Annotated in this window: 23 protein-coding genes; 15 read left to right on the forward strand and 8 right to left on the reverse strand. The window is 71.3% G+C overall.

What is annotated here, in order from left to right; translation table 11 throughout:
• The first annotated feature begins 95 nt into the window (after window positions 1–95).
• From ABS41_RS02540 to ABS41_RS02555, 4 genes are all read left to right on the forward strand, one after another.
• Window positions 96–1,910 carry a TonB-dependent receptor gene (locus tag ABS41_RS02540; protein WP_290590081.1) on the forward strand — a complete coding sequence of 605 codons (1,815 nt, stop codon included), beginning with the start codon at window positions 96–98 and terminating at the stop codon, window positions 1,908–1,910.
• A 103-nt stretch (window positions 1,911–2,013) separates the two neighbouring features.
• Entirely contained in the window at window positions 2,014–4,494 is a 2,481-nt protein-coding gene (locus tag ABS41_RS02545) for a DUF1631 domain-containing protein (RefSeq protein ID WP_290590084.1), read from the forward strand.
• On the forward strand, window positions 4,491–4,841 hold the full coding sequence (locus tag ABS41_RS02550; protein ID WP_290590086.1) for a PilZ domain-containing protein: 351 nt from the start codon (window positions 4,491–4,493) through the stop codon (window positions 4,839–4,841). The genes ABS41_RS02545 and ABS41_RS02550 overlap by 4 nt, the downstream gene beginning before the upstream one ends.
• On the forward strand, window positions 4,816–5,901 hold the full coding sequence (locus ABS41_RS02555; RefSeq protein ID WP_290590089.1) for an FAD:protein FMN transferase: 1,086 nt from the start codon (window positions 4,816–4,818) through the stop codon (window positions 5,899–5,901). The genes ABS41_RS02550 and ABS41_RS02555 overlap by 26 nt, the downstream gene beginning before the upstream one ends.
• A gap of 10 nt (window positions 5,902–5,911) precedes the next feature.
• Here ABS41_RS02555 and ABS41_RS02560 read toward each other — a convergent pair whose 3' ends face one another.
• Window positions 5,912–8,587: an EAL domain-containing protein gene (locus ABS41_RS02560; RefSeq protein WP_290590092.1), complete on the reverse strand. Its 2,676-nt coding sequence runs from the start codon at window positions 8,585–8,587 to the stop codon at window positions 5,912–5,914.
• Window positions 8,588–8,656: 69 nt separating this feature from the next.
• Here ABS41_RS02560 and pepQ point away from each other — a divergent pair, with 69 nt between their 5' ends.
• Window positions 8,657–9,973 (forward strand): Xaa-Pro dipeptidase, encoded by a 1,317-nt coding sequence (gene pepQ / locus ABS41_RS02565; protein WP_290590095.1) that lies wholly within the window; start codon window positions 8,657–8,659, stop codon window positions 9,971–9,973.
• Between the two features lie 12 nt (window positions 9,974–9,985).
• On the opposite strand, the gene ABS41_RS02570 is transcribed toward pepQ, so the two are convergent.
• The 4 genes from ABS41_RS02570 to pssA all read right to left on the reverse strand — a co-directional run bounded on the left by ABS41_RS02570 (window position 9,986) and on the right by pssA (window position 14,297).
• Window positions 9,986–12,748: a valine--tRNA ligase gene (locus ABS41_RS02570; RefSeq protein ID WP_290590099.1), complete on the reverse strand. Its 2,763-nt coding sequence runs from the start codon at window positions 12,746–12,748 to the stop codon at window positions 9,986–9,988.
• Window positions 12,749–12,810: 62 nt separating this feature from the next.
• Window positions 12,811–13,257, reverse strand: coding sequence for a ribosomal protein S18-alanine N-acetyltransferase (gene rimI, locus ABS41_RS02575; RefSeq protein ID WP_290590152.1), 447 nt, complete (start codon window positions 13,255–13,257; stop codon window positions 12,811–12,813).
• Between the two features lie 36 nt (window positions 13,258–13,293).
• Window positions 13,294–13,536 carry a hypothetical protein gene (locus ABS41_RS02580; RefSeq protein ID WP_290590102.1) on the reverse strand — a complete coding sequence of 81 codons (243 nt, stop codon included), beginning with the start codon at window positions 13,534–13,536 and terminating at the stop codon, window positions 13,294–13,296.
• Window positions 13,533–14,297, reverse strand: a complete 765-nt coding sequence (gene pssA, locus ABS41_RS02585) for a CDP-diacylglycerol--serine O-phosphatidyltransferase (RefSeq protein ID WP_290590105.1) — start codon at window positions 14,295–14,297, stop codon at window positions 13,533–13,535. Before pssA ends, ABS41_RS02580 begins: the two co-directional genes overlap by 4 nt.
• 100 nt (window positions 14,298–14,397) lie before the next feature.
• Here pssA and ABS41_RS02590 point away from each other — a divergent pair, with 100 nt between their 5' ends.
• From ABS41_RS02590 to ABS41_RS02600, 3 genes are all read left to right on the forward strand, one after another.
• Window positions 14,398–14,796 carry a hypothetical protein gene (locus tag ABS41_RS02590; protein ID WP_290590108.1) on the forward strand — a complete coding sequence of 133 codons (399 nt, stop codon included), beginning with the start codon at window positions 14,398–14,400 and terminating at the stop codon, window positions 14,794–14,796.
• Window positions 14,797–14,859: 63 nt separating this feature from the next.
• Window positions 14,860–16,560 carry a proline--tRNA ligase gene (locus ABS41_RS02595; protein ID WP_290590111.1) on the forward strand — a complete coding sequence of 567 codons (1,701 nt, stop codon included), beginning with the start codon at window positions 14,860–14,862 and terminating at the stop codon, window positions 16,558–16,560.
• 141 nt (window positions 16,561–16,701) lie between these two features.
• Window positions 16,702–17,076, forward strand: a complete 375-nt coding sequence (locus tag ABS41_RS02600) for an H-NS histone family protein (protein WP_290590114.1) — start codon at window positions 16,702–16,704, stop codon at window positions 17,074–17,076.
• Window positions 17,077–17,160: 84 nt separating this feature from the next.
• Here ABS41_RS02600 and ABS41_RS02605 read toward each other — a convergent pair whose 3' ends face one another.
• Complete coding sequence (locus ABS41_RS02605) at window positions 17,161–18,420, reverse strand: threonine/serine exporter family protein (protein WP_290590117.1); 1,260 nt, start codon at window positions 18,418–18,420, stop codon at window positions 17,161–17,163.
• Window positions 18,421–18,458: 38 nt separating this feature from the next.
• Here ABS41_RS02605 and ABS41_RS02610 point away from each other — a divergent pair, with 38 nt between their 5' ends.
• From ABS41_RS02610 to ABS41_RS02625, 4 genes are read left to right on the forward strand one after another with little or no spacing between them, the layout of a single operon-like run.
• Window positions 18,459–19,568 (forward strand): ABC transporter permease, encoded by a 1,110-nt coding sequence (locus tag ABS41_RS02610; RefSeq protein WP_290590120.1) that lies wholly within the window; start codon window positions 18,459–18,461, stop codon window positions 19,566–19,568.
• The gene (locus ABS41_RS02615; protein WP_290590123.1) at window positions 19,565–20,359 is read left to right on the forward strand and encodes an ATP-binding cassette domain-containing protein; all 795 of its coding nucleotides are present in this window, start codon (window positions 19,565–19,567) and stop codon (window positions 20,357–20,359) included. Before ABS41_RS02610 ends, ABS41_RS02615 begins: the two co-directional genes overlap by 4 nt.
• Before the next feature lies 1 nt (window position 20,360).
• A complete protein-coding gene (locus tag ABS41_RS02620; RefSeq protein ID WP_290590127.1) occupies window positions 20,361–21,284 on the forward strand; it encodes an MlaD family protein in 924 nt (307 codons plus the stop codon).
• Complete coding sequence (locus ABS41_RS02625; RefSeq protein ID WP_290590130.1) at window positions 21,281–21,922, forward strand: ABC-type transport auxiliary lipoprotein family protein; 642 nt, start codon at window positions 21,281–21,283, stop codon at window positions 21,920–21,922. The genes ABS41_RS02620 and ABS41_RS02625 overlap by 4 nt, the downstream gene beginning before the upstream one ends.
• On the opposite strand, the gene ABS41_RS02630 is transcribed toward ABS41_RS02625, so the two are convergent.
• Window positions 21,885–22,466: an alpha-ketoglutarate-dependent dioxygenase AlkB gene (locus ABS41_RS02630; protein ID WP_290590134.1), complete on the reverse strand. Its 582-nt coding sequence runs from the start codon at window positions 22,464–22,466 to the stop codon at window positions 21,885–21,887. The two genes, ABS41_RS02625 and ABS41_RS02630, sit on opposite strands and share 38 nt — an antisense overlap.
• A gap of 2 nt (window positions 22,467–22,468) precedes the next feature.
• On the reverse strand, window positions 22,469–23,815 hold the full coding sequence (locus tag ABS41_RS02635) for an amidase (RefSeq protein WP_290590137.1): 1,347 nt from the start codon (window positions 23,813–23,815) through the stop codon (window positions 22,469–22,471).
• Window positions 23,816–23,916: 101 nt separating this feature from the next.
• Between ABS41_RS02635 and ABS41_RS02640 the strand changes: the two genes are divergently transcribed.
• The 3 genes from ABS41_RS02640 to ABS41_RS02650 all read left to right on the forward strand — a co-directional run.
• Window positions 23,917–25,524 (forward strand): electron transfer flavoprotein-ubiquinone oxidoreductase, encoded by a 1,608-nt coding sequence (locus ABS41_RS02640; protein ID WP_290590140.1) that lies wholly within the window; start codon window positions 23,917–23,919, stop codon window positions 25,522–25,524.
• Window positions 25,521–26,399 (forward strand): hypothetical protein, encoded by an 879-nt coding sequence (locus ABS41_RS02645; RefSeq protein ID WP_290590143.1) that lies wholly within the window; start codon window positions 25,521–25,523, stop codon window positions 26,397–26,399. The genes ABS41_RS02640 and ABS41_RS02645 overlap by 4 nt, the downstream gene beginning before the upstream one ends.
• A 229-nt stretch (window positions 26,400–26,628) precedes the next feature.
• The coding region (locus ABS41_RS02650; protein WP_290590145.1) for a hypothetical protein at window positions 26,629–26,905 on the forward strand (277 nt) is incomplete at its 3' end.

Consider the following 26,905-nt stretch of genomic DNA (forward strand, 5'->3'; position numbering starts at 1 on the left):
GCGGCGGGGCAGCGCCATGGCCCCGCGCCGTGCGCGTGCTCCTCCTGCATTCCGCGCGGCCATTCCCGCGGGCGTGCGTTCCAGGAGGTTCCCTGATGTCCCAGTTCCACCATCGCGGCGCATTGTGCGCCGCCATCCTCGTTTCCCTTTCCAGCCCCGCCCTCGCCGATCCGGCGCGGACGCTCGACGCCGTGCAGGTCACCGCCAGCCGCGTCGAACGCCCGGTGGGCGAAACCCTGGCCTCGGTCACCGTGCTCACGCGCGAGGACATCGAAGCCAGCCAGGCCCCCGACCTGATCGACCTGCTGGCCCGCCAGGCCGGCGTCGACGTGGCCCGCACCGGCGGCCCCGGCAGCGCCAGCACGGTGTTCCTGCGCGGCGGCAACGCCCCGCACACGCTGGTGCTGGTGGACGGCGTGCGCGTCTCGTCTACCGGCCAGGGCGTGTTCGACTTCGCCCACCTGCCGCTCGAGCAGATCGAGCGCATCGAGATCGTGCGCGGCCCGCGCGCGGCGATCTGGGGCTCGGACGCCATCGCCGGCGTCATCCACGTCTTCACCCGCGACCCCTCGCAGGCCTCGGTGCGCGTGCTCGGCGGCAGCTACGGCCGCGTCGGCGCCAGCGCCGCCGGCGGCTTCGGCGACGGCGACCACGGCCTGGGCGTCACGGCCGGCTGGCAGCGCCTGCGCGGTTTCTCGGCCACCAATGCCAGCAGCTGGGCCTTCGACCCGGACGACGACGGCTACCGCAACCGCAACCTCTCGCTGCGCGGCCGCACCGCCCTGGGCAACCAGCGGCTGGCCTTCCAGGCCCTGGCCACCGACGCCGACGTCGAGTTCGACCAGGGCGACACCCGCGCCCGCAACCGTTCGGCCGGCCTGACCCTGGGCGGCGCGCTCGGCGCGCGCTGGACCCACCAGCTCGGCCTGGGCCACGCCCGCGAGGACCTCGACACCGTATCGGGCTTCAGCAACTCCTTCCGCAGCCGGCGCACCAGCCTGGACTGGGTCAACACCCTGGCCGTGGGCGAGGCCGGCAAGCTCAACCTCGGCGTGAACTGGCAGGACGAAGAAGGCGTCTCGGCCAACGTCTTCGACGGCCAGACCTTCAGCCGCAACCGCAGCAGCCGCGCCGCCTTCGCCGGCTACGGCACCCGCTTCGGCAGGCAGCTGCTCGACGCGTCCGTGCGCCACGACCACAGCAACCAGTTCGGCGGCGCCGGCACGGCCAGCCTGGCCTGGGGCTGGGCACCGTCCGACGCGGTGCTGCTGCGGCTGGGCTGGGGCGAGGGCTTCCGGGCGCCGAATTTCAACGAGCTCTACTACCCCGACACCGGCTTCGGCTTCGCCGGCAACCCCGACCTGCGCCCCGAGCGCTCGGAGACCTGGGAGGCCGGCCTGGCCTGGACCCCGGCCGCCGGCCACCGCCTCGACCTGTCGGCCTACCGCGGCCGCGTGCGCGACCTGGTGGCCTTCGCCGCGCCGGGCACCAACAACGCCATCAACATCAACCGCGCGCGCATGGACGGTGCCGAGCTCGAGTACCGCTTCAGCGGCGCGGCCTGGAACTGGGGCGGCAACCTGGCCTGGCTCGACGCCGAGGACGAGGCCACCGGCCTGGCCCTGCTGCGCCGGGCGCGGCACAAGGCGCATGCGGACCTCGGCTACCGCTTCGGCAACGGCCTGGCCGTGTCGATCGACGGCGACTACGTGTCCTCCCGGCGCGACGTCGGCGGCAACCCGGGCGCCTACGCCATCGCCCACCTGCGCCTGGCCTGGCCCTTGGGCGAGGCCTGGCGCCTCGAAGCCCGGGTCGAGAACCTGACCGACCGGGACTACACCGTCGTGCAGGGCTTCAACACCCCCGGGCGCAGCGGGCTGCTGAGCGTGGTCTGGAACGGCAAACCCTGAGTCCTCCGGACAGCCTGCGAGAAATTCGCGCAGGCTGTCCGGCCCTAGGCGCGGGCACCCGGCTGTGCCTAGAATCCGGGAGGGGAATCACTCGGAGAGACGGATGCCCGCATCCGCACCACCTCCGCACGCGTCCGCACCGACGCTGGCGTCCAGACCACTGCCCGACCGGGTCCGCAGCTTGCTGGGCGGCATCCTCGAGTATTCGTCGGACGAGCTCGAACGCACGCTCGTGGGCATGCTCAATGAATTCGAGCAGCAGCTGTTCAAGTACGCCGAGCAGGCCCGCAGCAACGTGGTGCAGTCGCGCTGGCTCGAGGCGCAGCGGCTGGTCAAGCGCACGCGCCCCGACCTGGTGCCGCGTTTCCTGGTGCTGCTCGAGGCCGAGCTGGCCACCATCAAGGACCCGCCCGGCCCGAAGGCGCTGATCGGCGGACTGAGGCTCAACCGCGACGAACTCGCGCTGGTGGACAACCTCGAACTCGACGAATCCACCGTGCTCTCGGAAGTCGCCGGCCGGGTCGAGGTGCGCAACAGCCTGCCGCTCTACCTGCTGGGGCAACGCTTCGGCGTGCTGGCCGGCAAGCCGGCCTTCGACGCCGAAACCGTGCCGGTCGGCCCGCATGCGCTCTGCCGCATGCTGCGCCAGGCCTCCGAATGCCTGGAGCTGAGCGGCGAGCACCGCGCCCTGCTCTACCGCACCTTCGAGCGGCACCTCTCGCCGCTCTATACGACCTTCATCGAATCGATCAACACCTACCTCTCGCGCCACGGCGTGCTGCCCAACCTCAACTACGTGCCGGTGCGCGCGCGCCCGACCGCGACCACCACCGGCCCGGCCAGGCGACCGACCGGCGAGACGGCCGGCGGCACGGCGGCGGGCGCCGGCGGCGGCCCGGGTGGCGGTGGCGCGGGCGCTGCGGGTCCGGGTGGCCCGGGCGGCAGTGGAGGCCCCGGCGGCGGATCGGGCGGCGGCACGGCCACCGGCGGAGGTCCTGGCGGTGGAGCCGGCGGTGCGGCCGGCGTCTATGGCGCTGGCGCGGGCGGCACGGCTGGCCGCGCCGGCGCCGGCGGCGGCCCGGCCGGTGGTGGTTACGGCGGCGGGGAAACCGGGGGCGAGGACAGCTTCCAGCAGATGCGCCACCTGCTCGCCGGCCGTCGCCAGCTGCTGGGCAAGCTCGTCGGCGGCGCGCCGCGCGCCGCGCCGGGCAATGCCGTCGTGGTCGAGCCCACGAAGGTGCAGGACGCGCTCGGCGCCCTGCAGAAGAAGCCCCTGGGCCCGGTGATGGTCGGCGGCAAGCCGGCCGTGCGCACCATCGCCCACCTCAAGCAGGACCTGCTGGCGCAGCTTCGCCAGGCCACGCCCGAAGGCAAGTCGCCGGCCCTGCCCGAGGAAGACAACGACGCCATCGACCTGGTCGGCATGCTGTTCGACCACCTGATGAAGGACGTGCGGCCCAACAGCCCGGCCTCGAACCTGCTGGCCAAACTGCAGGTGCCGCTGCTGCGCGTGGCCCTGCAGGACAAGGGCTTTTTCACCCGCAAGCAGCACCCGGCCCGGCAGATGCTCAACGCCATCGCCGAAACCGGCGCCTACTGGCTGGGCGAGGACGACACCGACCAACAGCTGGTCGGGAAGATGCAGTCCGTGGTCGACCGCACCGTGCGCGACTTCGACGGCAACCTCGACATCTTCGGCAACCTGCTCGAAGACCTCAGCTCGCACCTGCAGACCGTGTCGCGCAAGGCCGAGGTGGCCGAGAAGCGCCACGTCGAGGCCGCCCGCGGCAAGGAGCGCCTGGCGCTGGCGCGCGAGCGCGCCGCGGCGGTGGTCGAGGGCCTGCTCAAGAAGCAGAACCTGCCGCGATTCACCCACACCCTGCTCAGCCAGGCCTGGACCGACGTGCTGGCGCTCACCTCGCTGCGCCAGGGCGAGGACTCCGACGCCTGGAAGCAGCAGCTCGAGATCGCCGAGCGCCTGGTCGGCGTGGCCAAGGCCGGTCCGGGCGGCGCGGGCATCCCGCCCGGCGAGGCGCAGGTGCTGCAGCAGGAAATCCAGTCCGCGCTGGCCCAGGTCGGCTACCACGCCGACGAGGCCTCGGCCATCGCCCAGCGCCTGGTCGACCCGCAGGGTGGTGGTGGCGACGACGACTCCGCCGCCAGCCGCACCGAGCTGACCATGCGCCTCAAGGCCCGCTCCCGCCTCGGCGAGGAGATGCAGCAGGCCAAGAAGAAGAAGGTCGTGCTCACGCCCGAGGAGCAGGCGCGCCTCGAGCAGATCAAGCACCTGGCCTTCGGCACCTGGTTCGAGTTCACGCTCAACCAGCAGGGCGAGAAGGTGCGTCGCCGGCTGTCGTGGTTCTCCACCGTCACCGGCCACGTGCTGTTCGTGAACCACCGCGGCCAGAAGGTCGGCGAACATACGCTCGAGGGCCTGGCCAAGGCCATGGCCCAGGGCCAGGTGAAGGTCGTCGAGGAAGAGAAGGGCACCCTGATCGACCGCGCCTGGAGCACGGTGATGAACGCGCTGCGTTCCTTCGCCGGCGGCTCGGGCAACACTGCCAGCGAGGCGCCGGCCCGATGAACACCGAATACCGCCGCGCCAAGCGCCGCAAGGTCGGCTTCGACGTCGACGTCACCGACACCATGACCGGCGAGGTCGTGGGCAAGCTCAGCAACCTCTCCGAGACCGGCATGCTGCTGATCCTCGGCCACCCCCTCACCAGCGATGGCCTCTACCAGCTGCGCTTCTCGCTGGTGGACGGCGCCGGCCGCGAGCGCAGCGTCGAGGTCGGCGCGCACGAACTCTGGTCCGACGAGGCCGCCGCCCCGGGCCAGGTCTGGACGGGCTTCCGCTTCATCGACGTGGCCCCCGAAGACGTGTCCTTCATCCGCGGGTGGGTGGATGCGCCGGGCAGCCAGTACGTCTGAGGTCCGTCTCGCCGCCGCGCTCGCCGGCCTGCTGGCCCTGGCCGGCTGTGGGCGGGAACCGGACCGCGTCGAGCAACTGCATGTCTTCGGCAGCCTGGCCGAACTGAGGCTGCGCGACGCGCCGCCGGCGCAGGCCCAGGCCGCGCTGGCCGAAATCTCGGCCATGCTCAACCAGCGCGAACGCGAATGGCATGCCTGGCAGGATTCCGACCTCACCCGCATCAACGCCGCCTTCGCCCGCGGCGAGCCGGCCGAGGCGCCCGATTCGGTGCTCGCGCTGCTGCGGCGGTCGCAGGCGCTGTCGGCCCGGAGCGATGGCCTGTTCGACCCGGCCATCGGCGGCCTGATCGCGGCCTGGGGCTTCCACACCTCCAGCTTCCCGGTGATGTCGCCCGTTCCCGGCGACGCCGTGCTGCAGGCCTGGCGGGAGCAGCGTCCGCGGATCACCGAGGTGCGCATCGACGGCAACCGGCTCTCGGCGCCCAACCCCCGCACCCAGCTCGACTTCGACGCCGTGGCCGAAGGGGCGGCCGCCGAGGAAGTGCTGGCCACGCTGCGCCGCCACGGCCTGTCGCACGTGCTGGTGAACCTCGGCGGCGACGTGGTGGCGCTGGTGCCGCCGGGCGAAGCGCCCTGGCAGGTGAGCCTGCGCGATCCTTTCGGCGGCGTGCTCGGCGGCGTGCCGCTGGGTGACGGCGAGGCCCTGTTCACCTCGGGCAACTACAACAAGTTCCGCAACTCCGACGCCGGCGCGCGCCAGCCGCACATCCTCGACCCGCGCACCGCCCAGCCCGCCCGGGGCGCGGCGGCGGTGGTGGTGCTGCACGCCGATCCGGTGCTGGCCGACGCGGCCGCCTCGGCCCTGTTCGTCGCCGGGCCCTCGGGCTTCGAGCACATCGCCCGGCGCATGGGCCTGGGCTGCGCGATGATGGTGACCGACGAAAACGAGATGCTGGTGACCGTGGCCATGGCGGCGCGGGTGCAGCTGCTGCGCGACCCGGTGCCGCTGGGCCCGCCGCTGGACCTCGGCCCCGGCTGCGTGGTGGCGCCCGCCGGCTAGCGCGGCGCGCTCAGGCCGCGGGTTTGTCGCGGAAGCACAGCGCGGCTTCCGGCTTGTGGATGGCGAACCCCTGGGCGTAGTCCACGCTCAGGCCGCGCAGCAGGTCGCGGGCGCGCTCGTCGGCGACCCACTCGCCCACCACCTGCAGGCCCAGCTGGTGGCCGATGTCGGTCACCGCGCGCACGATCGAATAGCTCACCGGGTCGGTTTCGATGTTGCGGATGAAGCTGCCGTCGATCTTGATGAAATCCACCGGCAGGTTCTTGAGGTAGCCGAACGAGGCCATGCCCGAACCGAAGTCGTCGAGCGAGAACTTGCAGCCGGCGGCGCGCAGTCGCTGCATGAACTCGACCGCCCGGGCCATGCTGCTCACGGCCGCGGTCTCGGTGATCTCGAAGCAGATGCGCTGCGGCGAGACGCCGTGGCGTTCGAGCGCCTCGAGCACGAAGTCGGCGAAGGCGGCGTCCTCGAAGGTGGGGCCCGAGAGGTTGATCGCGCACAGCTTCACCGGCTTGCCCGACGGGTGCAGGCGGCTGAAGTTGGCCAGCGCCGTCTCCACCACCCAGCGGTCGAGCTGGGGCATGAGGCCGAAGCGCTCGGCCGCCGGGATGAAGGCGCCGGGCGGCACCAGCTGGCCGCTTTCGTCGCGCAGGCGCACCAGCATCTCCATGTGCACGCCGTCGGCGCGGTCGCCGTCCCAGAGCGGCGCCAGTTCCTGGAAGTGCAGGAGGAAGCGGCCGTCGGACAGGGCCTGGCGGATGCGGCCGGCCCACTCCATCTCGCTGCGGCGCTGGGTGGTCTCGGAATCCTGCTCGGAGAACAGGTGCACGCGGTTGCGGCCGCGCTCCTTGGCCATGTAGCAGGCGGTGTCGGCGTGGGCCAGCACGGTGCGCTGGCTCAGGCCCGGGCCGTGCAGCATCACCACGCCGATGCTGGTGCTGATGGTGTAGTTGCGCTGCTCCCAGCCGAACACGTAGCCGTCGATCTCGGTGCGCAGCGATTCGGCCACGGCCACCGCACGAGCCTCGTCGGTGTCGCGCAGCAGGATGGCGAACTCGTCGCCGCCCAGCCGCGCCACCACCGCATCGGCGGGCAGCATGCCCGAGAGCAGCGTCGCCAGCTGGGCCAGCAGCTGGTCGCCGGCGTAATGGCCGGAGGTGTCGTTGATGAGCTTGAACTGGTCGAGGTCCATGTACAGCAGCGCCCAGTCCGGGCCGCCGTCGTCGAGCGAGGCGATGGCAGCGTCGAGGCGTCGCTCAAACTCACGGCGGTTGTACAGGCTGGTGAGCGAATCGTGGCTGGCCTGGTAGCTCAGCTCCTCGCTGAGCACGCGCAGCTCGGTGATGTCGTTGGCCACGGCCAGCAGGTGCGGCACGTCGCCCAGGCGGATGGTGGACACCGACAGCGTCGACCAGAACGGCACTTCGTTGGCGCCGCGCAGCAAGGCCGTCTCGCTGATGATGGCGTCCGGCGAGCCGGCCAGGCCCTCGACCCGCTGGCGCAGGGCCGGGTCTTCCACCAGCTCGCCCAGACGCACGCCGGTGACGTCGCCCTCGATGCCGAAGCGGTCGCGGCAGGCCTGGTTGGCATAGACCAGCCGCGCATCGCCGGCCCGCGCCAGCATCACCAGCGCCGGCAGCAATTCGTTGAGGGCGCGGAAGCGCTCCTCGCTTTCGCGGAACTGCGCCGCCATCTCCCCGGCCAGCGCCAGCGCGCGGGCACGGGTGCCGGCGATCGACCAGGCCAGCAGCGCCAGCAGCAGGCTCGCCAGCACGCCGATGCCGAAGGTCAGCGCCGGCACCCAGCCGGCCGGGTCGACGGTGGCGAGCGGTTGCGCCTCGATGCGCCAGGTGCGGCCACCGAAGGCGATGTCGCGGCTGTGGAGCGGCCCCGGGGACGTCACGGCGTCGGCTTCCTGGCCTTCGCCGAACAGCGGCAGCCGACCGCCGCCGGTGACATCGAACACACGGATGGCGAAGCTCTCGCGGGACTCCGCGGGCAGGGCGTCGGCGATCAGGCGGCTGACCCGGAACGAAGCCGCCAGCGAACCGATCTCGCGCGAACGACGCTCGGCCAGGTCCGCCGGCGGCGCCCCGGCGCTGAACACCGGCAGGCGGATGGTCACGCCGTCGTTGGGGCCGGGCATGCCGGCGCGCTGGATCAGCTGGAACGGCGCCGACATCACCGGCCGGTCGGCGTCGCGGGCGAAACGCGCCGCCGCCAGGTTCGCAGGCTGGGTGGCGATGTCCAGGCCCACCAGCATCTGGTTGCCGGACAGGGGCGCGACCAGGGTGGTGAGGTAATGCTCGCGGCCATCGGGCTCGACATCGGGCGCCGCACGGTCGCTGCGCTCGGCGTAGGCCATGGCCTGCAGGCTGGGGAACTGCTCCCGCGGACGCAGGTTGGCGTACATCGCCTCGAACTCACCGGCGGTGACCTCGTCCGAGGACAGGAACAGGACCTGCACCGAACGCACCAGCAATGCGCAGGTCTGGAGCTGGGCCTCGACCGCCTCGAAGCTGCGCTCGGCCAGGCGTTCGAGCCGCTGCTGGCGCCCCTTCTCGAGCGCCTCGGCGTGAAAGGTCGCGGCCAGGCCGCTGAGCAGCAGGCCCACGACCAGCGCGGTGAAGCTCCAAAGCCAGGCGGGCTGGCCGAGGAAACCACCGTCCTTGCGCTGATCGTGCAAGCCCCACTCCTGCGCCAACGCCGCCAATTGCGGCAAAATCGGGGACCTACCCCAAGGAGCCTCGGACGAATGAACGCCCCGGACCTCGCGCATCTATATCGTGCGCACCTGCAGGTTATCAAGGCGCGGGCCGACCGTGCGCTCGAAAAGGGCGGTTTCGACCACCTGCTGGTGGCCTCGGGCGTGGAAAAGTTCGAATTCCTCGACGACCGCCCCTACCCGTTCAAGCCCAACGCGCAGTTCAAGGCCTGGGTGCCGCTGCTGCGCCACCCCGCGTGCTGGGTGGCCTACACGCCCGGCCAGCGGCCGGTGCTGGTGTACTACCAGCCCGACGACTACTGGCACGTGCCGCCCAGCCCGCCCAGCGGCTTCTGGGCGGACGAGTTCGACATCCGCATCATCGCCGACCCGGCCGAGGCCCGCCGGCACCTGCCGGCGGGCGGACGCGCCGCGATCCTGGGCGAGGCCGATGCCGCCCTGCCCGGCTTCGAGCCGAACAACCCCAAGGCGGTCATCGACTTCCTGCACTACCACCGCGCCTACAAGACGCCCTACGAACTCGACCGCATGCGCGCCGCGCAGCGTCGCGCGGTGCCCGGCCACCTGGCCGCGCGCGCGGCCTTCCAGGCCGGTGCCTCCGAGGCGCGCATCCACGCGGCCTACCTGGCCGCCACCGGCCACACCGACCTGGACGCGCCCTACGGCAGCATCATCGGCCTCAACGAACACGGCGCCACCCTGCACTACCAGTACAAGGACGCCGAAGCGCCGTCGCGGCACCGCTCGCTGCTGATCGACGCCGGTGCCGACGTCGATGGCTACGCCTCCGACATCACCCGCACATGGGGCGACGGCAACGCGCGCTTCGCCGAACTGGTGGCGGCGGTGGAGGCCGAGCAGCAGGCGCTGTGCGGCAAGGTCCGCGCCGGCACCGACTACCGCGACCTGCACCTGGAGTGCCACCTTCGCCTGGGCGGCGTGCTGCGCACGCTGGGGCTGGTGGACATGGACCCGGGCGACATGCTCGCCCGCGGGGTCACCTCGACCTTTTTCCCGCATGGACTGGGCCACCCGATCGGCCTGCAGGTGCACGACGTGGCCGGCTTCACCGACGAGGACGGCGTGCTGATCCCGCGCCCCGAGGGCCACCCCTACCTGCGCATGACCCGCACGCTGGCACCGGGCATGGTGGTGACGATCGAGCCGGGCCTCTACTTCATCCCGACCCTGATGGCCAAGCTGCGTGCACGGCCCGAGGGCAAGGCCGTCGACTGGGCCGCGGTCGAGGCGCTGGCGCCCTGGGGCGGCGTGCGCATCGAGGACGAGGTGCACTGCACCGACGGCGAGCCCGAGAACCTCACCCGCGACGCCTTCGCGGCGGCCTGAGCCGCCGCGGGTTCAGCCCAGCTTGGCGCGCTGCGCCTGCAGCGCGGCGTGCTGGCGAGTCCAGTCGGCCAGTCGCGCGCGTTCGGTCTCGACCACCGCGGCCGGCGCGTTGGCAACGAAGGTTTCGCTGCCGAGCTTGCCCTCGCACTTGGCGATCTCGCCGGCGATGCGCTTGAGCTCCTTGTCCAGGCGCGCGCGTTCGGCGCCCAGGTCGATCAGGCCCTCGAGCGGGATCAGCAGCTTGAGTTCGCCCAGCACCGCGGCCGCGGCGGCCGGCGCCTCGCCGGCCAGCCACTCGACCGACTCGAGCCGGGCCAGGAAACGCAGCGCGGCAGCGTGGCGACCGATGCGCGCGCGGTCGCCGGCGTCGCCGTCCTGCAGCAGCAGCGGCACGGCCTTCGAGGGCGCGATGTTCATCTGGCTGCGGATCGAGCGCAGCTGGGCGACGGCGGCCTTGAGCCACTCGATGTCGGCCGCGGCGTCGGGCGCGTCGAAGCGCGGCTCGGCCTGCGGCCAGGCCTGGGTGGAAATGCTGTCGCCGGCGATGCCGAGCCTGGGCGCCACGGCGTGCCAGATTTCCTCGGTGACGAAGGGAATGACCGGGTGCAGCGCGCGCAGCAGGCCCTCGAGCACGTGCAGCAGGGTGTGTCGGGTGGACTCGGCGGCGGCCGCGTCCTCGCCCTGCAGCGCGGGCTTGGCCAGCTCGAGGAACCAGTCGCAGAACTCGTTCCAGGCGAACTCGTAGAGCGCCTGCGAGGCCAGGTCGAAGCGGTAGTCGGCGTAAGCCTGCTCGACCTCGCGCAGCATGGCGTTGAAGCGGTGCAGGATCCAGCGCTCGGCGTCGGTGCGGGGCGTCGGGCCTGAAGGCCCTGCCACGAAGCCCTCGCAGTTCATCAGGGTGAAACGCGCGGCGTTCCAGAGCTTGTTGCAGAAGTTCTTGTAGCCCTCGCAGCGGGCCAGGTCGAACTTGATGTCGCGGCCGTGGGTGGCCAGCGAGGCGAAAGTGAAGCGCAGCGCGTCGGCGCCGAAGGCCGGGATGCCGTCCGGGAATTCCTTGCGCGTGGCCTTCTCGATCTTGGGCGCGTCGGTGGGCTTCATCAGGCCGCTGGTGCGCTTGGCCACCAGGTCGTCGAGCGAGATGCCGTCGATCAGGTCGATCGGGTCGAGCACGTTGCCCTTGGACTTGGACATCTTCTGGCCGTCCTTGTCGCGCACGAGGCCGGTGATGTAGACGTCCTTGAACGGCACTTCGCCGGTGAAGTGGTCGGTCATCATGATCATCCGGGCCACCCAGAAGAAGATGATGTCGAAGCCCGTCACCAGCACCGAGGTCGGCAGGCGCTTTTGGTAGCCGTACTTTTCCATGTCGGCGGCATCGGGCCAGCCGAGCGTGCTGTGCGACCACAGCGCCGACGAGAACCAGGTCTCGAGCACGTCGCTGTCGCGGGTCAGCGCCACGTCGGCGCCGAGGCCGTGCTTCGAACGCACTTCTTCCTCGCTGCGGCCGACGTAGGCCTGGCCCGACGCGTCGTACCAGGCCGGGATGCGGTGGCCCCACCAGAGCTGCCGGCTGATGCACCAGTCCTGGATATTGCCCATCCAGTGCCGGTAGGTGTTGATCCAGTTCTCGGGCACGAAGCGGACCTTGCCGCTCTCGACGAGCTCGAGGCCGCGCGCGCCGAGCTGGTCCATCTTCACGAACCACTGGTCGGTGAGGTAGGGCTCGATGACCTGGCCGGTGCGGTCGCCGCGCGGCACCATCAGCTTGTGCGCCTTGGTCTCGAGCAGCAGGCCGGCGGCCTCGAGGTCGGCCAGCACGGCCTTGCGGGCCTCGAAGCGGTCGAGGCCGCGGTACTTGGCCGGCGCGTTGTCGTTGATGCGCGCCTCCGGCGTGAGGATGTTGATCATCGGCAGGCCGTGGCGCTGGCCCACCTGGTAGTCGTTGAAATCATGCGCCGGGGTCACCTTGACCACGCCGGTGCCGAATTCGCGGTCGACGTAGTCGTCGGCGATGACCGGGATCTCGCGCTCGCCCAGCGGCAGCTTCACCGTCTTGCCGACCAGGTGGGCGTAACGCTCGTCCTCCGGATGCACCATCACCGCGGTGTCGCCGAGCATGGTCTCCGGGCGCGTGGTGGCGACCGTGAGCGTGCCGCTGCCGTCGGCCAGCGGGTAGGCGATCGACCACAGGTGGCCGTTCTCTTCCTCGCTCACCACCTCGAGGTCGGAGATGGCGGTCTTGAGCACCGGGTCCCAGTTGACCAGGCGCTGGCCGCGGTAGACCAGGCCCTGCTCGAACAGGCGAACGAATGTTTCCACCACGGCCTGGCTCAGGCCCTCGTCCATGGTGAAGCGCTCGCGGCTCCAGTCGCCCGAGGCGCCCATGCGGCGCATCTGGCGGGTGATGGTGTCGCCGGAGTGCTGCTTCCACTCCCACACCTTTTCGATGAACTTCTCGCGGCCCAGCGAATCGCGGGTCTCGCCCTTGCCCTCGAGGTGCAGGTTGCGCGACACGACCATTTCCGTGGCGATGCCGGCGTGGTCGGTGCCGACCTGCCAGAGCGTGTCGTAGCCCTTCATGCGGTGGTAGCGCACGAGCGCGTCCATCAGCGTGTGCTGGAAGGCGTGGCCCATGTGCAGGGTGCCGGTGACGTTCGGCGGCGGCAGCATGATGGTGTAGGGCTCGCCCTGGCCGCTGGGCCGGAAGCAACCGCTCGCCTCCCAATGGGCATACCACTTGGATTCGAAGGTGCTGGGCTCGAAGCTCTTGTCCATGGGGCGAAGGTGCGGCGATCTGCCGCGAATCGGGGCTGAAAGGACCCGGATTCTACCAAGGATCAGGCAGTTGGCCCCAGCAGCTCGATGGCCATCACGATCGCGTCCTCGCGCCCTTTCGCGGCCGGGTAGTAGTTCGGCCGCAGGCCGATCTCGTTGAAGCCGAACTCGCGGTAGAGCCGGATGGCGCGCGGGTTCGAGGGACGGACCTCCAGGAACACCTGCTGGGCATGGTGCCAGCGCGCCAGGTCGACCAGCCGGCGCAGCAGGCGCAGGCCGTGGCCCTGGCCCTGGAACTCCGGGGCGATGCAGAGGTTGAGGATGTGCGCCTCGCCGGCGGCGGCGCTGAGCACCCCGTAGCCGACCAGGCCGGCGGGCGAATCAAGCACCCAGCACTGGTGCCCGGCGCGCAGGCAGTCGCGGAAGATGCCGGGCGACCAGGGGAAGGGATAGGCGCGCTTCTCGATCGCGGCCACCGCCTCGACGTCGGCCTGTTTCATCGGCCGCATCTGGCTGGCGTCGGCGGGACGCGCGTTCAAGGCGGCTCAGTGCGCGCGGCGGAAGGCCCGCAGGCGTCGCCACAGGGCGCGCTTGGCCGCGGCGTCGGCGCGCAGCTGCTCCCAGGCCGGCAGCGGGAGCCCGGCCAGGTCCTCGCGGCGGGCGGCGCGGCGCAGGGCCCGAAGCAGCGGCCCTTCCGGCGGCGGCGCAGGCGGCTCCTGGCCGGCCGGGCGGTACAGGGTGTAGCCCATCGCCGCGAGCAGCTGGCGCTGGCCGGGGCTCCAGCTCACGCGGCGACCTTCCGGCGGCGCAGCTTCGTCCACAACCACCAGGCCGGGCCCGAGGCCACGTACAGCAGCGCCAGCGCCAGCAGGCCCTTGGCCTGGGCGATGAACAGCACCGCGATCACCACCACCACCAGCGCCATCACGAAGAAGGGCACGCGGTCGCCCTTGGGCAGGCCCTTGAAGCTGTAGAAGCGGATGCGGCTGACCATCAGCAGGCCGGCCGAAACCGTCACCGCGAAGGCCAGCCAGCGCAGTCCCTCGCCGCTGTAGCCGAAGGAATTCATGGCCCAGACGAAGGACACCATCAGGCCGGCCGCGGCCGGGCTGGCCAGGCCGATGAACCAGCGCTTGTCGGTCGAGCCCACCTGGGTGTTGAAGCGGGCCAGGCGCAGGGCGGCGCAGGCGGCGTAGAGGAAGGCCGCCGCCCAGCCCACCTTGGCCAGCACCGGGCCGTCGGCCCGGAAACCCACCAGGGCCCAGTGGTACATGACCAGCGAGGGCGCCATGCCGAAGCTGACCAGGTCGGCCAGCGAGTCGTACTGCACGCCGAACTCGCTGGTGGTGCCGGTCATGCGCGCCACCCGGCCGTCGAGGCCGTCGAACAGCGCGGCCACGAACACGGCGATGCAGGCGTTCTCGAAGTTGCCGCTGGCCGCCGCCAGGATGGCGTAGAAGCCGGCGAACAGCCCGCCCGTGGTGAGCAGGTTGGGCAGCAGGTAGATGCCGCGGCCGCGCGGGGTGCCGGTTTCTTGGGTCGGTTCCATGGCCGGAGTGTAAACGCTTGCCCCGGCCGCCCAAAGCCTGCCTTGCGGGCCGGGGGCGGCGGTGGTATCACGGGCCCCACGCCTGCCCCGGAGCCCCGCCATGAACCGCAAGCTGCTCGCCCTCGCCCTCGTTGCCGCCTGCCTGCCCGGATTGGCCGCCGCCGAGAAGGTCACCGTGTACAAGTCCACCGGCGCCAACGGCGAGACGGTTTATTCGCAGCTGCAGGTTTCGGGCTCCGAGGCCGTGCAGGTGAACGCCAACTCGCCCGAGGCCCAGGCCGCGCAGGCCACGGCCGAAGCGGCCAAGACCCCGGCGCAGGAAGCCTGCGAGAAGGCCCAGGCCAACTACGCCGTGCTCAGCTCGGGCCGCCCGGTGCAGTTCGACCGCGACGGCGACGGCCAGCCGGACGTGATGACCGAGGACGAACTCGCCACCAACCGCGAGAACGCCCAGCGCCAGGTCCGCGCCTACTGCGAGCCCGTGGCCGACGGGGAGTAAGTCCCGCCACGGGGGCCGGGCGGCCGCTACAATGGCCGACCCGTCCCGTTGCCCGGTCCCCCGATGCGCCTTTCGAGCTTCCACCTCAACACCAGCAAGGAAACCCCCGCCGACGCCGAGGTCGTCAGCCACCAGCTGATGCTGCGTGCGGGCATGATCCGCAAGCTGGCCGCCGGCCTGTACACCTGGAGCCCGCTGGGCCTGCGCGTGCTGCGCAAGGTGGAGGCGGTGGTGCGCGAGGAGATGGACCGCGCCGGCGCCATCGAGATGCTGATGCCCTCGATCCAGCCGCGCGAGCTGTGGGAGGAGACCGGCCGCTGGCAGAAGTTCGGTGGCCAGCTGCTCAAGATCAAGGATCGCAAGGACGGCGAGTTCTGCTACGGCCCCACGCACGAGGAAGTGATCACCGACTTCGCGCGCAACGAGCTGCGCAGCTACAAGCAGCTGCCGCTGAACTTCTACCAGATCCAGACCAAGTTCCGCGACGAGATCCGCCCGCGCTTCGGCGTGATGCGCGCGCGCGAGTTCCTGATGAAGGACGCCTACTCCTTCCACCTCGGCCACGACAGCCTGGCCGAGACCTACCAGGCGATGTACGACGCCTACTCGCGCATCTTCACCCGCCTGGGCCTGCGCTTCCGCGCCGTGGCCGCCGACACCGGCGCCATCGGCGGCAGCGCCTCGCATGAGTTCCACGTGCTGGCCGACTCGGGCGAGGACGCCATCGCCTTCTCCGACGGCAGCGACTACGCCGCCAACGTCGAGATGGCCGAGGCCGTGTCGCCCGGCCCGCGCCCGGCCGCCGCCGAAGCGATGCGCGAGATCGACACGCCCACCCAGAAGACCTGCGAGGAAGTGGCCGCGCTGATGGGCATCGCCCTGTCGCGCACGGTCAAGTCGGTGGCGCTGGTGGGCGAGCAGGGCTTCGTGCTGGCGCTCGTCCGCGGCGACCACATGGTCAACGAGATCAAGCTGGCCAAGCTCGAGGGCCTGGCCGACTACCGCCTGGCGACCGAGGCCGAGATCGCCGCCCACCTCGGCAGCGAGCCGGGTTTCCTGGGCCCGGTGAAGCCGGCGAAGGCCATCACCGTCATCGCCGACCGCAGCGTGGCGGCCATGGCCGACTTCGTGGTCGGCGCCAACCAGCGCGGCAAGCACCTGGCGGGCGTGAACTGGGGCCGCGACCTGCCCGAGCCCACGCTCGTGGCCGACATCCGCAACGTGGTCGAGGGCGATCCCTCGCCCGACGGCAAGGGCACGCTCGGCATCGCCCGCGGCATCGAGGTGGGCCACGTGTTCCAGCTCGGCCAGAAATACGCCGAGGCCATGGGCGCCACCGTGCTCGACGCCGACGGCAAGGCCCGGGTGATGCACATGGGCTGCTACGGCATCGGCGTCTCGCGCATCGTCGCGGCCGCCATCGAACAGAACTTCGATGCCAACGGCATCTGCTGGCCCGAGCCGATGGCGCCCTGGCAGGTGGCCGTGTGCGTCATCAACCCCAAGGACGACCCGGCCGTGTCCGAAGCCGCCGTGGCGCTGTACGACGAGCTGGCCGCGGCCGGCGTCGACGTGCTGCTCGACGACCGCGGCCTGCGCCCGGGCGTGATGTTCGGCGACATCGAGCTGGTGGGCATCCCGCACCGCGTGGTGGTGTCGGGCCGTGGCCTCGAGGCCGGCACCTTCGAGTACCGCGCCCGCCGCGCCAGCGACAGCGAGAACCTTGACCGGGCTGCCCTGCGCGCCCGCCTCGGGCTGGCCTGAGAAAACCACCCGAAAACTCGTGGGAAACCCGCGGCGAAACCCCGCCGCGGGTTTCGCCGCGGCCGTGCCGGCGGTTAGGATAGGTTTCGCCCGGGGAATGCCCGGGGTTTCCCCCAAACCAGCACGCAGGCAGCCAGACCCATGAGCATCAATCTCGAAGGCCTTTCGGCCAAGGAACTCCAGGCCCTGATCGCCCAGGCCAGCAAGCGCAAGAAGACCCTGGCCAAGCGCAAGCCGGTGGCGGCGGTGCGCAAGAAGATCGTCTCGCTGGCCAGGGCCGAGGGCTACAGCATCGACGAGCTGTTCGGCACCGGCCGGATGGTGCGCGAGAAGGCCGGCGTGCCGGCGAAGAAACCCGCCGCCCGCAAGGCCTCGGCCGCCAAGGGCGCCAAGGTCCCGCCCAAGTACCGCAACCCCGCCGACCCCAGCCAGACCTGGGCCGGCCGCGGCATGGCCCCCAAGTGGCTCGCCGCCGAACTGGCCCGCGGCAAGAAACTCGAAGACTTCGCGATCTGACAAGAAAGGGGGTCAGGTTCACTTCCGCGGCGGAAGTGAACCTGACCCCCTTTCTTCTTCATCCGATTTGATCCGCGTTCGAAATCAGATGTTGCGGCGGGACGGGACGAGCAGGTTGCCGAAGAGCAGGCCGGCGACGAGGGCGACCAGGGCCGAGACCAGGGCGAAGGTTGTGTCCAGGCCCAGGAACACGTCGCGCTCCATCACGAAGTTCAGGCTGCGGAAACCCACGCTGCCCGGCACCAGCAGGATGATGCCGGGCACGCGGATCAGCGCGCCGGGGCGATTGAACCAGCGGCCGTAGGCATTGCTGATGGCCGCCACGCCCATGCCGGCGAAGAAGGCACCGCCGGCGAAACTTTCCGAAGCCAGGCCCAGCACCTCGCCGCCCAGGCGGGTCAGGCCGTAGCCCAGCAGCACCGAGGCCATCACCAGCGGGTAGTCGCGGCGGGCCGCCTGGAACAGCACCGCGAAGGCAAAGGCCGACACCGCCAGCGCCGCCAGCTCCACCGGCAGCACCGGCGCCATCGCCACCGCCTCCTGCGGCTGCCAGCCCAGCAGCCGCACGATCTGCATGCCGGCCACGGTGCCGAAGGTGAGCTTGAGCAGGATCATCATCGCGCCGGCGAAGCGCGCCGTGCCCGACACCAGGTGCCGGGCCGAGAGCTCGCTCACCGCGTTGGTCAGCATCAGGCCGGGCATGAGCACGATCAGCGAGGCCACGATGATCGTCTTGACCGGCACCGGCGCCACGAAGGTCGCCACCGCCGCCACCAGCAGCGTCGCCACCAGGGCCGCGATGGCCTCCAGCGCCTCGTTCAGGCGCGGCCGCTGGGCCGCCGACACCGCCAGCACGCCGGTGACCAGCCCGATCAGCCCGGCCGTGGCCACGCCCGCCGCGTTGGCGCCCAGCAGCCCCGCCACCGCGCCGGCCGAGAGCCCGAAGCTGAGCATGGCCAGCAGGCGCGAACGCAGCCGTTCGGGGCGGTCGAGCGCGCGCATCGCGCGCAGGCCGTCGGCCAGCTCGAGCTTGCCGGCCAGCACGTCCTCGGTGATCTGGTCGGTGGCCGCCAGCCGGGACAGGTTCTGCTCGCCGGGCTCAAGCCGGATCACGCGGGTGATGCCGTTCTGCTGCCCGCGCACCGGGTCGGCATAACTGAGGATCATGCCGGTGGGGTTGGACCAGATCTCGCAGTCCAGGCCCAGCCGGTTGGCCACGCCCTCGACCGCGGCCTCCAGGCGCTGGGCCGTGGTGCCGTAGGCGTGCAGGCGCGAGGCCAGCTCGGTGACGAAATCGGTCCGGGCCTCGTAGTCGGACTGGGGCATCAGGACGGGGGCGTTCATGCGCGAAAGCATGGCATGAATCGGGCTATCCTGAGCCCATGAGCGAGGCCCCGCGCATCGACACCAGCGAACGCCACCCGGGCATCCTGATCGCCCGCGGCGACTGGACCCTGGCCAACGCCCGGCGGATGCTCGAACTGATCGAGCAGGCCCCCGCCTCGGCCGCCGACATCGACGGCCGCGACATCGGCCGGCTCGACTCCGCCGGCGCCATGATGCTCTCGCGCTACGCGGTGAAGGTGGGCCTGGGCCTGTCCACCGTGGACGTGCGGCCCGAGCACCAGCCGCTCACCGGCACCGTGCGCGCCATCTGCGAGAACCCGCCGCGCGAGGCCCGCAAGGACTACGGCTTCAACCGCATGCTCGAGCGCATGGGCTATGCCGTGGAGGACTACACCCGCGAGGTGCTGGCCCTGGTGGGCTTCCTGGGCCTGACCCTGAAGTCCGCCGCCGGCGTGCTGCTGCGCCCGGCCCGGCTGCGTATCACGCCCACCGTGCACCACATGGAGCAGGTCGGCCTGGACGCGGTGCCGCTGGTGATGCTGCTGAGCTTCATGGTCGGCGCGGTGATCGCCTTCCTCGGCGCCACCGTGCTGCGCGACTTCGGCGCCGAGATCTTCGTGGTCGAGCTGGTGGGCATCGCCTTCCTGCGCGAGTTCGCCGTGCTGCTCACCGCCATCCTGCTCGCCGGCCGCACCGCCAGCGCCTTCACCGCGCAGATCGGCGCGATGCAGAGCGGCGAGGAAATCGACGCCATCCGAACGCTCGGCCTCGACCCCATCGAACTGCTGGTGCTGCCGCGCCTGTTCGCCCTGCTGCTGATGCTGCCGCTGCTCACCTTCCTGGCCATGGTCTCGGGCATCGCCGGCGGCATGGCGGTGTCGGTGGCCAGCCTCGGCATGAGCCCGGACATGTTCCTGCTGCGCCTGCAGGACACCATCGAGATCCGCCACTTCTGGGTCGGCGTGTCCAAGGCGCCGATCTTCGCCGCCGTCATCGCCCTGATCGGCTGCCTCGAGGGCTTCCAGGTGCAGGGCACGGCCGAATCGGTCGGCGAGCGCACCACCTCGAGCGTGGTGCAGACCATCTCGCTGGTGATCCTGATCGACGCCTTCGCGGCCATGTGGTTCATGGAGATGGACTGGTGAGCCTGCCCACCGACGACACGCCGGCCATCCGCGTGCGCGGCCTGCGCAACGTCTTCGGCAGCCAGGTGGTGCACGAGGGCCTGGACCTGGAGGTGCGCCGCGGCGAGATCATCGGCGTGGTCGGCGGCTCGGGCACCGGCAAGTCGGTGCTGATGCGCGCCATCCTGGGCCTGCGGACGCCGCAGGCCGGCGAGATCGAGGTGCTGGGCGTGGACGCGCTGTCGTCGAAGGCCCGCGACTCCGGCCTGATCGAGCGCAACACCGGCGTGCTCTACCAGAACGGCGCGCTGTTCTCCTCGCTCACCGTGGCCGAGAACGTCTCGGTGCCTCTCAAGGAACACTATCCCGAACTGCCCGAGGACATGGTGCACGACCTGGCCATGCTCAAGATCCGCATGGCCGGCCTGGGCGAGGACGCCGGCCCCAAGCTGCCCTCGCAGCTCTCGGGCGGCATGCGCAAGCGCGCCGGCATCGCCCGCGCGCTGGCGCTCGACCCCACCCTGCTCTTCCTCGACGAGCCCACCGCCGGCCTCGACCCCATCGGCGCCGCCGCCTTCGACGAGCTCATCCTCACGCTCAAGCGCGCGCTCGGACTCACCGTCTTCCTGATCACCCACGACCTCGACACGCTCTACGCCATCTGCGACCGCGTCGCCGTGCTGGCCGACCGGCGCGTGCTGGTCAACGCCCCGCTGGCCGAGGTCGAGCGTTTCGACCACCCGTGGGTGCAAGAGTATTTCCACGGCCCGCGCGGACGCGCCGCGCAGGCTGCCCTGGCCAAGGAGGCTTGAGATGGAAACCCGCGCCAACCATGTGCTGATCGGCGCCTTCACGCTGGCGGTATGCCTGTTCGCGGTGCTGTTCGCGCTGTGGATCGCCAAGTACACCAGCGAGAAGTCCTTCGCCGAGTACGACGTCGTCTTCCAGGAAGCCGTCACCGGCCTGAGCACCGGCAGCCAGGTGCTTTATTCGGGCATCAGCGTCGGCGAGGTGCGCGGCCTGTCGCTGATGAAGGACGATCCGCGCAAGGTCGTCGCCCGCATCCGACTGTCGGCCGACACGCCGGTGCGCACCGACACCCGCGCCAAGCTCACCGTCACCGGCCTGACCGGCGTCTCGGTGATCCAGCTCAGCGGCGGCAGCCCGGGCGCGCCGCGCCTGGAGGGCGGCAGCGGCAACGACGTGCCGGTGATCCAGACCGAGCCTTCGGCGCTGCAGAACATCGCCGCCAGCGCCAACGAGATCGTCGAGCGCATCAACCGCCTGCTCAGCGACGCCAACGTCGAGCGCATCACCCGCACGCTCGACCAGCTCGACCAGACCACCGGCGCCATCGCCGCCGAGCGCGAGGAGATCGCCGCGCTGATCCGCAATGCGCGCTCGGCCAGCGAGAAGCTCGACCTCACCCTGGCCAACGCCAACCGCGCCATCGCCACGCTCGACCAGGGCGTGGTGCAGGAGCTGCCGGGCATGGTGCGCAAGCTCGACGCCACGCTCACCCAGCTCGAGGCCGCCAGCCGCAACGCCAACGGCATCCTCGAGGACAACCGCGAGGCCTGGGGCGAGTTCAGCCAGGACGGCCTGGGCGAAGTGGGCCCGACCATGCGCCAGCTGCGCGGCCTGATCCGCGAGATCGACGACCTGGCCAACAAGCTCGAGAACAACCCGGCCGGCTACCTGCTGGGACGCGAGCAACCCGAGGAGTTCGAACCATGAGCCGTGCCTTCCGCCTCGCCCCCGTCGCCGCGCTGGTGCTGCTTGCCGGCTGCGCCCTCGGCGGCCCGAAGACCGAGGTCAGCATCTACGCGCCGCAGGTGCGCATCCAGGCCGACCCGGCCTGGCCGGCCGTGGACTGGCGGCTCACGCTGGGCGCGCCCGACGCCAACGCCCTGCTCGATTCGCAGCGCATCGCCGTGCGCCCCAGCCGCGACCGCCTGCAGACCTACAAGGGCGCGCGCTGGGTCGACACCGCGCCGCAGATGCTGCAGCTGGCGCTGGCCGAGGCCTTCGAGGACTCCGGCAAGATCGCCTCGGTCAGCCGCTGGGGCGGCGGTCGCGGCGACTTCGCGCTCTACTCCGACCTGCGCGCCTTCGAGACGGTGTACGAGGGCGATGCGCCGAAGGTGGTGGTGGAGATCCAGGCCCGGCTGGTGAAGTCGGGCCAGGGCGGCGGCCTGGTCGCCGCGCGCCGCTTCCGCGCCGAGGTGGCGCCGGCCGGCGCGCAGATCGAGCCGGTGGTGGCGGCGTTCGGCGAGGCGATGGCGCAGGTGAACGCGCAGATCGTCGGCTGGACCCTGGTCGAGGGCGAGCGCGCCTTCAGCGCGCCGAAGCCGGGCGCACCTGGCGGAAAGTAAGGTTCACCCGCGCCGGCACCGGCCGCGCGGTGCGCGGCAGCGCGTGCTTCCACGCCGACTGGCTGTCGCCGTGCATCAGCAGCAGGCTGCCGTGCGGCAGCTCCAGGGTGAACTTGCGCTCCGGGTCGCGGCGATGCTTCACGGCGAAGCGGCGCGTGCCGCCGAGGCTGAGCGAAGCAATCACCGGCCGCGGCCCGAGTTCGGGCTCGTCGTCGCTGTGCCAGCCCATGGCGTCGCGGCCATCGCGATAGAGGTTGGCCAGCACGCTGTTCATGGCCACGCCGGCGGCGGCATCGATGCGCGGCCGCAGCGCCGCCAGCGCCGGCGGCCAGGGCCGCGGCTCGAAGCGCGTGCGCGAATACACGTAGCCGGTGCCCGGGTCGCCGATCCAGCAGCTCAGCCGCGGCGAATCCACCGGCTTGCCGAACATCACGATCCGGTGCACTTCCCACGGCACCTGCGCCATCACCGCTTCCAGCAGCGCATCCGCCTCGCCCTGCGCCAGCCAACCGACCCGGAGCTCGAATCCGTCTGGAAGATCCATCCCTACTCGCCGGTGTCGGCGACGGAGGCGATGACCTGGGCGAGTTCGAGCAGGCGCAGGTCGGCGCCCGGTGCGCCGACGAGTTGCAGGCCGAGGCCGCCGGGCAGCGGCAGGCTCAGCGCCGGGCAGCCGGCGAGCGAGGCGAGCGCGGTGAGGTCGGCGAGGTTGGCCGGTTCCTCGGCACCCCAGGCCGGCGGCGGCGACGCCACCGTGGGCAGCAGCAGCACGTCGAACTGCTCGAACAGGCGGCGCACCTGCACCACGTGGCCGTCGAGGCGGCGGTGCGCCGCCGCGGCATCGGCGGCCGACTTGCGGCGGGCGAAATCGAGCAGCCCCAGCAGGCGCGGCGACGCGCCGCCCAGGCGCGGGCCGTGCGCCGCCAGGATCTCGGCTTCCATCAGCAGCAGGGCCGCGCGGCGGGTGGCCGCCACTTCCAGCGGCGCCACTTCCAGCGCCACCGGCAGCGCGCTGCCGAACACCGGCGCCACGCGCGCCATGACCGTGCTGAAGTTCTCGGCCACGCCCGCATCCACGCCCAGCGCACCGAGGTCGGCCACCACGCCGGCCTTGAGCTCGCCCGGCACCCAGTCCGGCGGCGCCAGCGGCACGCGGCGCTTGCGCGAGCGCGGGTCGCCGGCGTCGTAACCGGCCAGCACCGGCAGCACCAGGCCGATGTCCTGCACCGCGCGGGCCAGCAGGCCCGGGCAGTCGAGCCGTCGCAGCGCCGTCGCCATGCCGCGGGCGCTGAGCTCGCCCAGCGTCGGCTTGTGGCCGACCAGTCCGCAGAACGCGGCCGGGATGCGCGTGGCGCCCAGGGTGTCGGTACCCACCGCCACCACCGCGTGGCCCGCGGCCAGGGCCGCGGCCGAGCCGGCCGAGGCGCCGCCGGCGGCGCGGCCGGGATGCGCCGGGTTTTGCACATCGCCGAAATGCGGATTGCGGCCGACCGTGCCGAAGGCGGCCTCGTCGAGATTGGTCTTGCCCAGGAACACCGCGCCGGCGCCGCGCAGGCGCCGCACCACGTGCGCGTCCCCGGCGGCCAGGCCCGGGTGGCCCGGCAGGCCCAGGCCGGTGGGCATGCCGGCCACGTCGAAGGCGTCGGTGATGGCGATCGGCACGCCGTCCAGGCGCCCCAGCGGCCGGCCCTCGGCGCGGCGCGCATCGCTGGCGCGGGCGGCGGCCAGGGCGCCGGCGGCATCCACCCAGGTCCAGGCATTGAGGTGGCTGTCGCGGGCGATGGCCGCCAGGCAGGCGCCGGTCAGCGCCTCGCTGCTGGTCTCGTCCCTCGCCAGCGCGTGCAGCACGCGATAGAGCGGGGCCTGGCGCAGGTCGTCGGGGCTTGCGGTCATGCGTGTCGCATTCCGTGGCGGGACTGGCCTGAGTGTCCTTGATTGCCCGTCCGCGGGCAAACCGCGACAATCCGTGCATCAGCGTACGGAGCCGTCGGAAAATGAGTGAACGTGACGTGATGGAATACGACGTGGTGACCGTGGGCGCCGGCCCGGCGGGCCTGTCGTTCGCGATCCGGCTCAAGCAGCTCAAGCCCGAACTGTCGGTCTGCGTCATCGAGAAGGCCTCGACCATCGGCGCCCACATCCTCTCGGGCGCGGTCATCGAGCCCGGCCCGCTCGACGAACTGCTGCCCGGCTGGCGCGACAACCCGCCGCCGGTGTGCGTGCCCGCCGCCGAGGACGAGTTCTGGTTCCTCACCAGGGACGGCGGCCGCAAGTTCCCGGTCATTCCCCCGGGCATGGCCAACCATGGCAACTTCATCGTTTCGCTGGGCGCGATGTGCGCCTGGCTGGCGCCGCAGGCCGAGGCCCTGGGCGTGGAGATCTACCCGGGCTTCGCCGCCGCCGAACCGCTGTTCGACGAGGCCGGCGCCGTCTGCGGCGTGCGCATCGGCGACATGGGCGTGGCCAAGGACGGTTCGCACAAGCCCGGCTACACCCAGGGCATCGACATCAAGGCGAAGGTGACGGTGCTCGCCGAGGGCGCGCGCGGCCACCTGACCAAGCAGCTGGTGGCGAAGTTCGGCCTCGACGCCGGCGCCGACCCGCAGAACTATTCGATCGGCATCAAGGAGCTCTGGCAGCTGCCGCCTGGCCGCGCCAGGCCGGGCAAGATCTTCCACAGCTTCGGCTGGCCGGCCGACACCAGGACCTACGGTGGCAGCTTCATCTACCACCTCGACAAGGACCGCGTGGCCATCGGCTACGTTTCGGGCCTGGACTACCGCGATCCGGAGTACCAGCCCTACGAGGCCTTCCAGCAGTTCAAGCACCACCCGCTGGTGAAGCCGCTGCTCGAGGGCGGCACCATCCTCAGCGCGGGTGCCCGCGCCATCGTCACCGGCGGCTGGCAGTCGCTGCCGAAGGTGGAGATGCCCGGCGCGATGCTGATCGGCGACACCGCCGGCCTGCTCAACGTGCCCAAGGTCAAGGGCACGCACCAGGCCATCCGCAGCGGCATGCTCGCCGCCGAACACCTGGCCGCGCAGGACGCGCCGGCCGCGGCGGGTTTCGACGCGAAACTGCGCGCCTCGCCGGTGATGGCCGAGCTCAGGAAGGTTCGCAACATCAAGCCGGGCTTCAAGAAGGGCCTGTGGTTCGGCCTGCTCAACTCGGCCTGGGAAACCGCCACCGCGGGCCTGTCGCCCTGGACCTGGCGCGGCAAGGCCGACTGGAGCGCGCTGCAGAAGCTCTCGGAAGCCGAGAAGCCCAGGCGCGACTACGTCGAGCGCACGCTGGCCCCGCGCGACCGCCTGGCCGGCGTGTATTTCGCCGCCACCGAGCACGACGAAGACCAGCCGGTGCACCTGCGCGTGGCCAACACCGACATCTGCGTCACGCAGTGCGCCGAGGAATACGGCAACCCCTGCCAGCGCTTCTGCCCGGCGGGCGTGTATGAAATCGTGCAGGACGACAGCGGCAAGCGCCTGCAGATCAACGCGGCCAACTGCGTGCACTGCAAGACCTGCGACATCAAGGACCCGTACCAGATCATCACCTGGGTGACGCCGGAAGGCGGCGCGGGTCCGAACTACCAGAACCTGTGAAGCTGGGCCTCGCCACCGCGATCGCCTCGCTGGGGCAGGACGGCGACATGGATTCGCTGTGCGCGGCCTGCGCGGCGGCGGGCATCGACGCCTCCATCGTGGCCTGGGACGACCCGACCGTCAGCTGGGCCCGCTTCGACGCGGTGCTGCTGCGCTCGCCCTGGGATTACATGGACCGGCTGCCGGCCTTCCTGGCCTGGTGCGACCGCGTGGCCACGCTCACGCGGCTGTGGAATCCGCCCGAGGTGGTGCGCTGGAACACCGACAAGCGCTACCTCGGCGACCTGGCCGCGCGCGGCGTGCCGGTGATCGAAAGCCACTACCTGGCGCCGGGCGACGACCCGGCCACGCTGCCCGACCTGGCCGAGTTCGTGGTCAAGCCCTGCGTCGGCGCGGGCTCGCGCGACGCGCAGCGCTACCTGCGCGAGGACCGCGACGCGGCCATCGCCCACGCGCGCCGGCTGCTCGACGCAGGCCGGCACGTGCTGGTGCAGCCCTACCTGCACGCGGTGGACAGCGACGGCGAATCGGCACTGCTGTTTTTCGAGGGCCGCTTCAGCCACGCCATCCGCAAGGCGGCGCTGCTCAGGCGCGGGCAGCAGCCGACGCGCGCGCTGTTCAACCAGGACTACCTCCGGCCGCGCGAGCCCAGCGCCGCCGAACTCGCGGTGGCCGAAAAGGTGCTCGCCACCCTGCCCTTCGGCCCGCTCACCTACGCCCGCGTCGACCTGCTGCCCTCGGCCGAAGGCCCGAAGCTGCTCGAACTCGAAGTCACCGAACCCTCGCTCTTCCTCCCCTACGCCGAAGGCGCCGCCACCCGCTTCGCCGCCACCTTGCGCACCCGCCTCACCACGCTCCTCGCCTCAAACCCGTAGGAGCGCCTTCAGGCGCGAATCTTTTCTGCTGGAGGGCCTTCAGGCCCGACTGGCTTCCATGTGCCGGGATCGTTCCCGGCAACGGGCCGCCGCACGAGAAGTCCCCAGTCCGGACACGCCGCAAGTACGTCCATGTAGGCTCGTCGTCGACATCCGTGTCTCCGACGGTCCGGCCTGGGGACTTCTCATGCGACGACCCGGCGAACCATCTGGGCCGGAATGCGCCTTCATGTTCGATCCGCCGGCCCAAATCCTTCGCGGTCCGTCGTACGCGCAGAGCTTTGCCGGGGTTTCGAAAACATGGACGTTTTCGAAAAGCCTACATGGACGTATTCACGGCGTCCCCGGCAAAGCTCTGCGCGTATGGCGGACCATCGCCGAGTACGAGCCCGACCCCTTGGAAGCAAGAGATTCGCGCCTGAAGGCGCTTGTGTCTGGCTTTTGCCCTAGGGTTTGGGGTGAGAGCGGGGTGCGGGACGCCGCTGTTGCGCAGTGCTCGAAAGCAC

This window comes from Arenimonas sp. SCN 70-307 (assembly GCF_001724815.1).
Taxonomy (GTDB): domain Bacteria; phylum Pseudomonadota; class Gammaproteobacteria; order Xanthomonadales; family Xanthomonadaceae; genus Arenimonas.